Origin of the sequence: Streptomyces sp. NPDC000983, assembly GCF_040299205.1 — a bacterium.
Lineage (GTDB): Bacteria > Actinomycetota > Actinomycetes > Streptomycetales > Streptomycetaceae > Streptomyces.
In genome coordinates this window covers 62,510-75,123 of sequence record NZ_JBEPBM010000009.1, presented here as the reverse complement: position 1 = coordinate 75,123, position 12,614 = coordinate 62,510, and the positions used below count along the sequence as shown (strand labels likewise).

General features: G+C 73.3%; 12 protein-coding genes and 1 tRNA gene. 8 read left to right on the top strand and 5 right to left on the bottom strand.

The window, feature by feature from the left end; genetic code table 11:
* Nucleotides 1-342: 342 nt before the first annotated feature.
* The 8 genes from ABT296_RS12750 (at nucleotide 343) to katG (ending at nucleotide 9,230) form a co-directional block, all read left to right on the top strand.
* Nucleotides 343-1,152, top strand: coding sequence for an SAM-dependent methyltransferase (locus ABT296_RS12750; protein ID WP_351926252.1), 810 nt, complete (start codon nucleotides 343-345; stop codon nucleotides 1,150-1,152).
* 276 nt (nucleotides 1,153-1,428) lie between these two features.
* Nucleotides 1,429-2,220, top strand: a complete 792-nt coding sequence (locus ABT296_RS12745; RefSeq protein WP_351926250.1) for a hypothetical protein — start codon at nucleotides 1,429-1,431, stop codon at nucleotides 2,218-2,220.
* A 152-nt stretch (nucleotides 2,221-2,372) separates the two neighbouring features.
* A complete protein-coding gene (locus ABT296_RS12740; protein ID WP_351926249.1) occupies nucleotides 2,373-3,185 on the top strand; it encodes an SAM-dependent methyltransferase in 813 nt (270 codons plus the stop codon).
* A gap of 43 nt (nucleotides 3,186-3,228) precedes the next feature.
* On the top strand, nucleotides 3,229-4,632 hold the full coding sequence (locus tag ABT296_RS12735) for a type I glutamate--ammonia ligase (protein WP_351926247.1): 1,404 nt from the start codon (nucleotides 3,229-3,231) through the stop codon (nucleotides 4,630-4,632).
* Between the two features lies 1 nt (nucleotide 4,633).
* Nucleotides 4,634-5,791 carry an amidohydrolase family protein gene (locus tag ABT296_RS12730; RefSeq protein ID WP_351926245.1) on the top strand — a complete coding sequence of 386 codons (1,158 nt, stop codon included), beginning with the start codon at nucleotides 4,634-4,636 and terminating at the stop codon, nucleotides 5,789-5,791.
* 42 nt (nucleotides 5,792-5,833) lie between these two features.
* Nucleotides 5,834-6,361 (top strand): NUDIX hydrolase family protein, encoded by a 528-nt coding sequence (locus tag ABT296_RS12725; RefSeq protein ID WP_351926577.1) that lies wholly within the window; start codon nucleotides 5,834-5,836, stop codon nucleotides 6,359-6,361.
* Between the two features lie 177 nt (nucleotides 6,362-6,538).
* A complete protein-coding gene (locus ABT296_RS12720; protein ID WP_351926243.1) occupies nucleotides 6,539-6,976 on the top strand; it encodes a Fur family transcriptional regulator in 438 nt (145 codons plus the stop codon).
* 34 nt (nucleotides 6,977-7,010) lie between these two features.
* Nucleotides 7,011-9,230 (top strand): catalase/peroxidase HPI, encoded by a 2,220-nt coding sequence (gene katG / locus ABT296_RS12715; protein WP_351926241.1) that lies wholly within the window; start codon nucleotides 7,011-7,013, stop codon nucleotides 9,228-9,230.
* A gap of 239 nt (nucleotides 9,231-9,469) precedes the next feature.
* On the opposite strand, the gene ABT296_RS12710 is transcribed toward katG, so the two are convergent.
* The 5 genes from ABT296_RS12710 to ABT296_RS12690 form a co-directional block, all read right to left on the bottom strand.
* A tRNA-Pro gene (locus ABT296_RS12710) sits at nucleotides 9,470-9,546 on the bottom strand.
* Nucleotides 9,547-9,660: 114 nt separating this feature from the next.
* Nucleotides 9,661-10,998: an MFS transporter gene (locus tag ABT296_RS12705; protein WP_351926239.1), complete on the bottom strand. Its 1,338-nt coding sequence runs from the start codon at nucleotides 10,996-10,998 to the stop codon at nucleotides 9,661-9,663.
* 116 nt (nucleotides 10,999-11,114) lie between these two features.
* The gene (locus ABT296_RS12700) at nucleotides 11,115-11,474 is read right to left on the bottom strand and encodes an MmcQ/YjbR family DNA-binding protein (RefSeq protein WP_351926237.1); all 360 of its coding nucleotides are present in this window, start codon (nucleotides 11,472-11,474) and stop codon (nucleotides 11,115-11,117) included.
* 30 nt (nucleotides 11,475-11,504) lie between these two features.
* On the bottom strand, nucleotides 11,505-12,029 hold the full coding sequence (locus ABT296_RS12695; protein ID WP_351926235.1) for a GNAT family N-acetyltransferase: 525 nt from the start codon (nucleotides 12,027-12,029) through the stop codon (nucleotides 11,505-11,507).
* Entirely contained in the window at nucleotides 12,026-12,607 is a 582-nt protein-coding gene (locus ABT296_RS12690; protein ID WP_351926233.1) for a helix-turn-helix domain-containing protein, read from the bottom strand. The genes ABT296_RS12695 and ABT296_RS12690 overlap by 4 nt, the downstream gene beginning before the upstream one ends.
* Nucleotides 12,608-12,614 lie beyond the last annotated feature (7 nt).

Sequence of the window (12,614 nt, the reverse complement as noted above, 5' to 3'; positions counted from 1 at the left end):
GCTAGTTTAGGGCAACAGCCCGTCCCCGCACCTCCGGAAGGCTCCGCCAGTCGTCGCCCCACCGAGAGCCCGGGTTGGCCCGAAGTCGCCACGCACCCGCACACCGCGCCCCGGCGAACCGCCGCACACACCACCCCGCACCCCACCCGGTACACCACCGCGGACCAGCCCGGGAACCGCACCACGAACCTCACCACGAACCCCACCACGAACCGCCAACCCGGCTTCCCCACCCACCCGTTGGCCCACCCCGAGGTGGCCGAAGACAGTCTCAGCGAGCCCGGATGATCGTGAAAGACTGCCCGCGACGCACACCGAGCCGAGCGAGCAGAGGAGCACTTCGTGACCGGGACCGAGCCGGCTGTCCACATCGACACGACCCGGCCCCATCCGGCCCGGGTGTACGACTGGTACCTCGGCGGCAAGGACAACTACCCCGTGGACGAGGCGCTCGGCCGCCAGATCATGGCGATCGACACCGGCGCCCCGCGGGCCGCCCGCAGCAACCGCCGGTTCATGCAGCGGGCCACCCGGCACCTCGCCGGGGCGGAGGGCATCCGCCAGTTCCTGGACATCGGCACCGGCATACCCACCGAGCCCAACCTGCACCAGATCGCCCAGTCCTTCGCCCCGGACGCCCGGGTGGTCTACGTCGACAACGACCCCATCGTGCTGGCCCACGCCGGGGCCCTGCTGCGCGGCACCCCCGAGGGCGTGACCGAGTACGTCCAGGCCGACGCCCGCGACCCGCGCACCATCCTCGAACAGGCCTCCCAGGTCCTGGACTTCGACCGCCCCATAGCCCTGTCCCTGATCGCGCTGCTGCACTTCGTCGCCGACGAGGACGGCGCCCACGACGTGGTCGGCACCCTGGTGGAGGCGCTGGCGCCGGGCAGCCATCTGGTCCTGTCGTGCATGACCGCCGACTTCGAGCCGGAGAACGTCCAGGAGGGCATCGCCCGTTACGCGGCCGGCGGCGTGACCCTGGTGGCCCGCTCGCACGCCGAGGTGGGCCGGTTCTTCGCGGGGCTCGACCTGGTCGAACCCGGCATCGTCTCGGTCCGGGACTGGCGCCCCGACCTCGCCCGGGACGAGGCCCCCCTCGGCGACGGCCCGGTGTCGCTGTACGGCGGCGTGGCCCGCAAGGGCTGACGCCTCCCGCGCGAGCCGGGAGCCGGGCCCCGAGGGCACCCGGCGAGGCCCCGGGGCGCCCGCGCGGCCCGGAACGGACGCCGCCCCGGCGCCGTACCGGCAGGGGCGGACAGCGCCCCGCTCCGGCGCCGTCCCGGTCGAGGCAGACGTCGCTCCCCCGGCGCCGTCCCGGCCGGGGCGGCCTCCGCTCACCCGAACGGGCCGGTGCCGGTGGTGGGCGCGCGGGGCCGGTGATGCGCTGGGGGGACGTGTCACGTTCCCAGGAGGCATCCCGCCATGACCCGCTCCCGACCGGTCCACCTCCTCGCCTCGGCCCTCGCGGCAGGTGCCCTGCTGACCTGCGCGGGCTGCTCGGACGGTTCCGACAACACCGGCAGCGGCACCGGGGAGGCCGTCGCCTCCCCCGTCGCCGCACGGACCACCGCGGCCCCGGACCGGCTCACCGCGGAGGGGGCCGAAGCGGCGCTGATCACCGAGTCGGACATCGAGGACGACTGGACCCAGTCCGACGACGCCGCCGACTGGCACGAGTCCCTGCTCGTCGGCAAGGTCGACGTCGCCGACTTCCTCTCCGCCAAGTCCGACGCCTCCGACTGCCAGCAGCTCCTCGACGGCCTGTACGACGACGACCTGCTCGGCAAGCCCGCCGGGGCGTCGGCGCTGCGCGGCTTCCAGGAGGGCGACTCCCGGCTGCTGTACCAGGTCGCGGCCTACGAGCAGAGCGACCTCGACTCGTCCCTGGCCTGGCTGAAGACGCTGCCGGTGGAGTGCGACCGGTTCACCGCGACGGACGGCGAGGGCGAGAAGCGCACGGTCGAGGTGATCGAGACCTCGGTGCCGGACGAGGGCGACGCCCGTCAGGGCCTGCGCGTCACGGTCCAGGGCGACGTCGACGGCTCCCCCGCCACCCTCACCCTGGACGTGGCCGCCGTCCGCGTGGGCAGCGACGGGATCACGGTCACCTCGGGCGGCCTGGACGGCGACGAGGACGACTCGGTGGAGGACGCGGTCGAGGCCGGCGTCCCGCGGCTGAAGGACGTACAGGCGGGGAAGACCCCGCAGTCCTGAACCCGTTCGAACCGAGCGGATTCCACTCCCGGTTCGTCCTCCCGCAGGCCAACCCCCGCCGAACCTGTGCCGATTCCGGAGACAAGGTGATCAAGGGACGGCACAATGGCCTCCACGGCCGGTTTCGGCCGACGTGCGAGAGAGGACGAATCGTGACCGATGGCGACACCCCGGCGGGCGAGTCGGCGAGGCTGAACACCGGTGTGGCGCACAACGCGCGCGTGTGGAACTACTGGATCGGCGGCAAGGACAACTACGCCGTCGACCAGCAGGTCGGCGAGCAGGTCGCCGGGATGTTCCCGATCATCCGGGACATCGCCCGCGCTGACCGGGAGTTCCTCGGGCGGGCGGTGCGGTTCCTCGCCGAGGAGCGGGGCGTCCGGCAGTTCCTGGACATCGGCACCGGTCTGCCGACGGCCGACAACACCCACGAGATCGCCCAGCGCGTGGCCCCGGACTCCCGGATCGTCTACGTCGACAACGACCCGATCGTGCTGGTGCACGCCCGCACCCTGCTGACCGGCACCACCGAGGGCGTCACCGACTACGTCGACGCCGATGTGCACGACCCGCAGGCGATCCTCGAACGCGCCGCGGGCACCCTGGACTTCACCCGCCCGGTCGCGGTGATGATGCTGGGCATCCTCAACTTCGTCCTCGACCTCGACAAGGCCCGCGACATCGCCCACCGGGTGATGGCGGCGGTCCCCTCCGGCAGCTACCTGGTGCTGACCCACCCCACCTACGACGACGCGGTGGGCGGCGCCGGCCAGATCCCGGCGATGGAGTTCTGGAACGAGAACGCCACTCCCCCGATCACCGCGCGCGACGGCGCGGACATCGCGGGCTTCTTCGAGGGCCTGGAGCTGCTCGAACCGGGTCTGGTCTCGTGCTCGGTGTGGCGCGCCGGGACCGACTCCCCGGTCGTGGTACCGCAGTACGGCGCGGTGGCCGTGAAACCCTGACGGCCACAGCGAGTTACGCGGCCCCGCTCGACGAGGAGAACGCATGACCACCCTTGCCGACCCCGTGCCCGGAGGACGTCCCGGAGACGTCGAGCGGGCCACCGCGCTGAGCGGGGAACTGGCCGGGCGGGGTGTGCACGGCGTCGTGCTGGCCTACGTCGACACCGCCGGGATCGCCAGGGTGAAGGCGGTCCCCACGGCGAAACTGCCCTCCGCGGCGGCCTGGGGCGTCGGCATGTCCCCGGTGTTCGACACGTTCCTCGCCGACGACTCGATCGTCACCACCGACGTCCTCGGCTCCCCCGACGGCGACCTGCGGCTCTACCCCGATCTGAGCCGGCTGGTGGTGCTGGCCGGACAGCCGGGCTGGGCGTGGGCGCCCGTCGACCGGATCACCCAGGAGGGCGGCACCCATCCCGGCTGCGCCCGCACCTTCCTGCGGCACCTGGTGGCACGGGCGGCCCGCCGCCACGGCCTGTCGTTCCGGGCGTCGATCGAGATCGAGTGGGCGGTCGGCCAAGGCCCCGCCGCCGAGGGCGAGTTCGTCCCCGCGGTGACGGGCCCGGCGTACGGTGCCGCCCGGCAGGTGGAGCTGAGCGACTGCCTGGCCGAGCTGCTGGCCGCCCTCGCCGCGCAGGGCGTGGACGTCGACCAGATCCATCCCGAGTACGCGGCCGGGCAGTTCGAGCTGTCGGTGGCCGCGCTGGACCCGGTGGCCGCGGCCGACCGCAGCGTCCTGGTGCGCCAGACGATCCGCGCGGTCAGCGGGCGGCACGGACTGGCGGTCTCCTTCGCCCCGGCCGTCCTGGCCCGGGGCGTCGGCAACGGCGGCCATCTCCACCTGTCCGCCTGGCGCGACGGCGTCAATCTGCACGCGGGCGGCGACCACCGCCACGGCATGACGGCCGACGCCGAGGCCTTCACCGCCGGCGTGCTCGCCCGGCTGCCCGCGCTGACCGCGGTCACCGCGCCCAGCCCGGCCAGCTACCTGCGGCTGAGGCCCTCCCAGTGGGCCGGGGTGTTCACCGCGTGGGGCAGGGAGACCCGGGAGGCCGGGGTGCGGGTGATCACCGGCACCGCGGGACACCGGGACCGGGCGGCGAACATCGAGATCAAGCCGGTCGACCTGGCCGCCAACCCCTACCTCGCGTTCGGCTGCGTCATCGCCGCCGGCCTCGACGGCCTGGCGAACTCCGCGGTCCTGCCCGAGGAGATCACCGGCGACCCGGCGGGCCTCGGCGCCGAGGAGGCCCGCGCCCGCGGTGTGCGCCGGCTGCCCGGCTCGCTGGCCGAGGCGGTGGCGGAGTTCACCGCCGACGAGGTGCTGACCGGCGCGCTGGGCCCGGTCCTCACCGACGCGGTGATCGCCGTGCGCCGCGGTGAGATCGCCGCCGTCGACGGGTTCGACGACGCGGCCGTCGCGGCCGCCTACCGCTGGCGGTACTGAGGTGACGGCCGCCGTCGCGGGCCCGGTCCACGAGGCCCTCGCCGCCCAGCCGCTGGTCGACCACCACTGCCACGGCGTGGTCACCGCCGGCCTGGACCGGCCGGGCCTGGAGTCACTGCTGACCGAGGGCGACGCCTGGCCGGGGACCTCCGCGTTCGACACCCCGGTCGGCGTCGCCGTACGCCGCCACTGCGCGCCCGTCCTCGGCCTGCCCCGGCACGCCTCCCCCGAGGACTATGCCGCCCGGCGGTCGGAGCTGGGCGCCGACGAGGTGAACCGGCGCTTCCTGGCCGCCGCCGGGACCGAGGTGTTCTGCGTCGACACCGGCTACGCCCCGGTGCCCCTCACCACGCCCCGGGAACTCGCCGAGGCGGCCGGCGGCACCGCCTTCGAGGTCGTACGTCTGGAGGGCGTCGCCGAGGCGGTGGCGCGGGACGGCGTCGAACCCGACGCGTACGCGGGCGCCTTCCGCCGGGCCGCCGAGGAGGCGGTGCGCCGGCCCGGCGTGGTCGCGGTGAAGTCCGTCGCCGCCTACCGCACCGGCTTCGGCCTGGACCCGGCGCGCCCCTCGGCCGCCGAGGTCACCGGTGCGGCCCGGCGCTGGCTCGCGGCGGGCGGGCGGCTCGCCGACCCGGTACTGGTCCGGCACCTGCTGTGGACGGCCGTAGAGCTGGGGCTGCCGCTGCAACTGCACACCGGGTTCGGCGACAACGACCTGCGGCTGCACCGCGCGGACCCGGCCCTGCTCACCGACTGGCTGCACCTCACGGCGGGCGCCGTCCCCGTGCTGCTCCTGCACTGCTGGCCGTACCAGCGCCAAGCCGCCTATCTGGCCGCCGTGTTCGAGCAGGTGTACCTCGACGTGGGGCTCACCCTGCACCATGTCGGCCCGGCCCGGGCCCGCGCGGTCCTGGAGGAGGCGATGGAGATCACCCCGTTCCACAAGCTGCTGTACAGCTCGGACGCCTACGGACTCGCCGAGTTCCACCTGTTGGGCGCCCTGTCGTTCCGGCACGGGCTGGCGACGCTGCTCCAGGACCGGGTCGACTCCGACGAACTGAGCCTGCCCGACGCGTTACGCATCGTGCGCCGGACCGCCTCCGCCAACGCCCGCCGCCTGTACGGACTTCCGCCCGAACCCGCCCTCCGTCGCGTCTGAGCACGCGCCGCACCCGGAAAGTATGATCAATAAATGTCTGACATGACCGAAATCACGCCCGGCTGGCTCACCTCCGACGAGCTGGACATGGCGCGCGCCCGGATGCCGATCCTCTACGTCGAGGCCGTGCCGGTGCGCGTCGACGACAGCGGCGAGGTCACCAGCATCGGCCTGCTGCTGCGCATCGGACCGGACGGGACGGTCAGCCGGACCCTGGTCTCCGGCCGGGTGCTGCACCACGAGCGGGTCCGCGACGCGCTGCTGCGCCACCTGGAGAAGGACCTCGGCCCGGTCGCGCTGCCCCGGGTCCCGGCCTCCCTCCAGCCCTTCACGGTCGCCGAGTACTTCCCCACGCAGGGCGTGACCCCGTACCACGACCCGCGCCAGCACGCGGTGTCCCTCGCCTACGTGGTGCCGGTGACCGGTGACTGCCGGCCCCGGCAGGACGCCCTCGACCTGGTGTGGTTCAGCCCCCACGAGGCGCTGTCCCCGGCGGTGCAGAGCGAGATGCCGGGCGGCCACGGCGCGCTGCTGAAGCAGGCGCTGGCCCATGTCGGATGCGTGATCTGACGGTCACCGCGCGTTTCTCGTGCGCGCCGAGAGGCGGAGTGGAGCGGAGTGCGGGAGGGTGCTGCGGTGCGCCGCACGGGCTTCGCGGGCCCGCCCTGCCCGCGACATCCGGACGCCATCACAATTGAATCTGTCGTTTTCTTGAACCGTTCGTGTTTTTGAGGGTAGGTTCGCCGTATGAGCTCAACCGGAACCCCGTCCACCGCCGAGGAGCTGCGTGGTGCCGGCCTGCGGGTGACGGCCGCCCGGGTCGCGCTGCTCGAAACCGTCCGGGCCGGCGACCACCTGGGCGTCGAGGCCATCGCCTCGGGCGTGCGGGACCGGGTGGGCCATGTGTCGCTGCAAGCCGTGTACGAGGGCCTGCACGCCCTGACCGCGGCCAGGCTCATACGTCGTATCGAGCCGGCCGGCAGTCCGGCGCGGTTCGAGGGTCGCGTCGGGGACAACCACCACCACCTGCTGTGCCGGTCGTGCGGCGTCGTCGCCGACGTGGACTGCGCGGTCGGTGACGCCCCCTGCCTGACCGCCTCCGACGACCACGGCTTCACGATCGACGAGGCCGAGGTCATCTACTGGGGCGTGTGCCCCGACTGCTCGACCCCCCGAAAACTCTGAGCACCAAGATTCACCAAGTCCGGAAGGATTCGCCATGGCCGAGAACCCCGACGCAATCGTCACCGACCCCAAGACGGAGGAGGGGACGGGGGGCTGCCCCGTCGCGCACGGGCGTGCCGCGCACCCGACCCAGGGCGGCGGCAACCGTCAGTGGTGGCCGGAGCGCCTGAACCTGAAGATCCTTGCCACGAACCCGCCGGTCACGAACCCGCTCGGCGAGGAGTTCGACTACGCCGAGGCGTTCAAGAACCTCGACCTCGCGGCCGTGAAGGCGGACATCGCCGAGGTACTGACCACCTCGCAGGACTGGTGGCCGGCCGACTTCGGCCACTACGGCCCGCTGATGATCCGTATGGCCTGGCACAGCGCGGGCACCTACCGCATCCGGGACGGCCGCGGTGGCGCCGGCGCCGGCCAGCAGCGCTTCGCGCCGCTGAACAGCTGGCCGGACAACGGCAACCTCGACAAGGCCCGCCGTCTGCTGTGGCCGGTGAAGAAGAAGTACGGCCAGTCCATCTCCTGGGCCGACCTCATGATCCTCACCGGCAACGTCGCCCTGGAGCAGATGGGCTTCGAGACCTTCGGCTTCGGCGGCGGCCGGGCGGACGTCTGGGAGGCCGACGAGGACGTCTACTGGGGTCCCGAGACCACCTGGCTCGACGACGAGCGCTACTCCGGCGACCGTGAGCTGGAGAACCCGCTCGCCGCCGTCCAGATGGGCCTGATCTACGTCAACCCCGAGGGCCCCAACGGCAACCCGGACCCGATCGCCGCGGCCCGCGACATCCGTGAGACGTTCCGCCGGATGGCGATGAACGACGAGGAGACCGTCGCCCTCATCGCCGGTGGCCACACCTTCGGCAAGACCCACGGCGCCGGCCCGGCCGACCACGTGGGCAACGACCCCGAGGCCGCCTCCATCGAGGAGCAGGGCCTGGGCTGGCGGAGCACCTACGGCACGGGCGTCGGCAAGGACGCGATCACCAGCGGTCTGGAGGTCATCTGGACCACCACGCCGACCCAGTGGAGCAACGGCTTCTTCAAGAACCTCTTCGAGTACGAGTACGAGCCGGACACCAGCCCGGCCGGTGCTCACCAGTGGATCGCCAAGGACGCGCCGGAGATCGTGCCGGACGCCTTCGACGCGGAGAAGAAGCACCGTCCGCGGATGCTCACCACCGACCTGTCGCTGCGCCTGGACCCGATCTACGAGCCGATCTCCCGCCGGTTCTACGAGAACCCGCAGGAGTTCGCCGACGCGTTCGCCCGCGCCTGGTTCAAGCTGACCCACCGTGACATGGGCCCGAAGTCGCTGTACCTCGGCGCGGAGGTCCCCGCGGAGACGCTGCTGTGGCAGGACCCGCTGCCCGCGGCCGAGGGCGAGACGATCGACGCCGCCGACGTCACGGCGCTCAAGGCGAAGATCCTCGACTCCGGTCTGACCGTCTCGCAGCTGGTCTCCACCGCGTGGGCGTCGGCCTCGACGTTCCGCGGCAGCGACAAGCGCGGTGGCGCCAACGGTGCCCGGATCCGTCTGGAGCCGCAGCGCGGCTGGGAGGTCAACAACCCCGACGAGCTGGCCCAGGTGCTGCGCACCCTGGAGGGCATCCAGGGCGAGTTCAACTCCGGCGCCAAGAAGGTCTCCCTGGCCGACCTGATCGTCCTCGCCGGCACCGCCGCCGTGGAGAAGGCCGCCCAGGACGCCGGTGTCCAGGTCGAGGTGGGCTTCACCCCGGGCCGCGTCGACGCCGGTGACGAGCACACCGACGCCGAGTCGTTCGCGGCGCTGGAGCCGTCCTCCGACGGGTTCCGCAACTACCTCGGCAAGGGCAACCGCCTGCCGGCCGAGTTCCTGCTGCTGGACCGGGCGAACCTGCTCACGCTGAGCGCCCCCGAGCTGACCGTCCTGGTCGGCGGCCTGCGGGTGCTGGGCGCCAACCACGCCGGTTCCAAGCACGGTGTCCTCACCCAGACGCCGGGCACGCTCACCAACGACTTCTTCGTCAACCTGCTCGACCTGGGCACGGAGTGGAAGTCGACCTCCTCGGACCAGAGCGTCTTCGAGGGCCGCGACCTGGCCTCGGGCGAGGTCAAGTGGACCGGCACCCGTGCCGACCTGGTCTTCGGCTCGAACTCCGAGCTGCGGGCGCTCGCCGAGGTGTACGCGAGCGACGACGCGAAGGAGAAGTTCGTGCGCGACTTCGCCGCCGCGTGGACCAAGGTGATGGAGCTGGACCGCTTCGACCTGGTCTGACCGACCCGAGCCTGACCTCCGGGCCGGCCGACACCCGTCGGCCGGCCCGGCCGTCTGTCCGAACCGGCCGCCGTCCGCTGCCGCCGTCCGCTGCCGCTCAAGGCGGCGGTCCGCAAGCCGCAGGGTCCGGCGGAGGGCGACGCGACGGCGGTGGAGCCGACCGCGCGCCTCTGAACGGGTCCGGACATGACGACGGCCGCCTTCTCGATGAGAAGACGGCCTCCGACCTGCTGTGAAGCTGGTCGGGACGACAGGATTTGAACCTGCGACCCCTTGACCCCCAGTCAAGTGCGCTACCAAGCTGCGCCACGTCCCGAGCCTCGCTGACCTGGGCTTTCCCCGGGCCGAACGAACAGGGAAACAATACCGCACTTGACTCCGTGGTCGCGCACCGGTTTTCCGGCCGCAGTCGGCGCACCGGGGCGGGCGGTCAGTCCGCCGCCGGGTCTGTGCCGGTCCGGCACACCCGGTCCGCAGGCCCGGCGGGCAGCGCGCCCGCGGTGGGGGCGTCCGCCCGTTCCAGGTTCCGTACGGGCCGGACGCAGAGCAGGACGGCGGCGACGACCAGGCTCATCGCACCGGCGACGACCAGGACCTGTCCGGCGCCGAGGGCCGCGGCGGCCGGTCCGGCCAGGGCCTGGCCCACCGGCATCATCGCCAGGGAGCCCGCCACGTCGTAGGCGTGGATGCGGTTGAGGACGTCGGCCGGGACCTGGGTCTGGACGGTGGTCGCCCACATCACGCCCCAGAAGGACATGCCGGCGCCTGCGACGGCGGCGCCCGCCGCCATCGCCGGGACGTCCAGTCCGAGCCCGACGGTCGCCGGGAAGCCGACGAAGGCGAAGAGGCCGATCGCACCGGCGCGCAGCATCCGCCGGGGCCGCAGTCTCAGGGCGAGCAGTCCACCGACGACGGTACCGGCGCCGAGGGCGGAGTTGATCAGCCCGTAGGCGCCGGGGCCGTGCCGCTGGACCACCTCGGTCGCCACCAGGGGGAGGGTGGGGCCCCAGACCGTGAGCATGTACAGGCACCACACGGCGATGACGCCCCAGAGCCAGGTGCGCGCACGGAACTCCCGCCAGCCCTCGACGAGGTCCGCCGTGAAGGTGCTCGGCACCGGCGCGCCGCCCACGGCGAGCGGGGGCAGCCGGAGCAGCAGCAGGCACAGCGCGCTCACCGCGTAGGTCGCGGCGTGGGCGGCGAAGACCCCGCCCGGTGAGGCGAGGCCCACGAGGAGTCCGGCGAACGCGGGTCCGGCGAGCTGGGCGGCGGACTCCGCGACGCGTATCGCGCCGTTGGCGCCCTGGACGTCGGTGGCGAGCCGGGGTGTGGTGCTGGCGACGCCGGGCTGGAAGAGGGCGCCCGCGACGCCGTTGACCAGGCCGATCGCGCAGATCTCCCAGAGGACCACATGGCCGCTGAAGAACAGGACCGCGGCGAGGGCCTGGGCGGCCAGGCGCACCAGGTCCGCGCCGATCATCAGCCGGCGGGTGCTGAACCGGTCGGCGATCACCCCGCCGAAGACGACGAACCCGGCGAAGGCGGCGACGGTGGCGGCCATCGCGAGGCCGACCGCGCCGGCACCGTAACCGTGCTGGAGCAGGCCGGCCGCGAGGGCCACCGGCAGCATGGTGTCGCCGAGCCGGGCGACGGCCCGGGCGACGAAGAACAGCGCGAAGTCCCGTGACCACACGGGATGGACGGCGCCCTCCCCGGCACCCTCCCCGCCCCCGCTCCTCGGTTCCGCCTTCGCCGGACCCCCGGGCATGCCCCGTGCTCCCCTCCCGCGCACCGGTCACCGTGGGAGCCGGGGCCCCCTCCGCCCCGGCTCCCACGCTCGTCCCCGGATCATGCCACGCCCCACTGACAACGCCGGAGGGGTTTTCATCCGCCGGCGGGCAGCCCCAACTCCGGGTGGGCGTCGAGCAGTCGGGTGGGCGCGGCCTGGCGCCAGGAGTCGGCCAGGATGTCGCGCAGTTCGTCCCCGTCCTCCAGGGCCGCGAGGCGCACCCGCACCCAGGCGAACTGCGCCTCGTGGTCGGCGATCCAGAACTTCTCCGGTTCGGCCAGCACCAGTTCGTCGCGCTCCTCCTTGGGGCAGCGCACGGCGATGGAGGTCTCCTCCTCGGGGAGCGTCGCGAACATCTTCCCGGCCACCCGGAACGTGGGCATGTTCCAGGCGATCTTCTCCGTGGTGTCCGGCAGGGACAGGGCGGTGCGGCGTACGTCTTCGGCATCCTGCATGGCAGGCACCGTAGCCGCTGGCACCGACAGTCACCCGGCGGGAGCGGCCGGGCCCAGGTGCTTGTAGTACAGGGTCGTCCCGCGCAGCACGCCGCCCGGGTCGGCGGCGTAGTCGGGGATCACGCCCGCGCGGGTCCAGCCGGCGGAGCGGTAGAGGCGCTCGGCGGGGCTGTCGGTCTCGGTGTCGAGGTGCAGCAGGGTGAGGTCCGCGGCGGCCGCGGCCTCCTCCGCGGTGGTCAGCAGCCGGCGTCCGAGGCCCCGGCCCCTGGCGTCCCCGTGGACGATCAGTTTGACCAGCTCCGCGCGGTGGCGGCTGTTGGGTTTGTCGGGGAAGGCCAGGGTGACGGTGCCGACGATCCGCCCGCCGTCGAGCGCTCCCCACACGGTGTAGGGCCCCGCGGCGCGCGCCTGCCACCAGGCGCGGGCCTCGGCCGGGTCCAGGGGCGCGAGGAAGCCTACCGAGGCTCCCCCGTCGACCGCGTCCACCAGCAGTGCCGCCAACTCATCGGCTCGGGCGAGGAGTTGCTCCGCGCCGAGCCGTACGACGACGGTCACGGCGTCACCACCGCCAGGACGTAGCGGGTCTCGGCCGGTGAGGCGCAGCGGAACCGGGTGGAGCCCCACACCCTCAGCCGCAGGCAGTCGCCCGGCTCCAGGTGGTGCTCGTCCTCCTGGACGGTGACGGCGAGGGTCCCCTCCAGCACCCAGATGTGCTGTTCGAGGCCGGGCACGGGCGGGCGGTCGTAGGCGATGTCGGCACCCGGGGCGAGCCGTCCCTCGACCAGTTCGCCGCGCATTCCGGGGTGCGGCGGGGACACCGAGCGCCGGGTGAACCCGGAGGCCCGGTCCTGCCAGAGGGGCTGTTCGGCGGCGCGGACCAGGAGGGCCGGCGCGGACTCGATCTCGCCGAGGAGCTGGGACATGGTCCGCCCGTACACCGCGCACAGCCGGTTCAGCAGGGCGGCGGTGGGGCTGATCTCCGCGCGTTCGGCGCGGGAGAGGGTGGACTTGCTGATGCCGCTGCGCTCGGCCACCTCGCCCAGCGACCAGCCGCGCTCGGCGCGGAGCGCGGCGAGCCGGGCCCCCAGCCGGACGTCGACCGGGTCCGGACCGACCTCGGATGCCTGTTTCATATCGGGG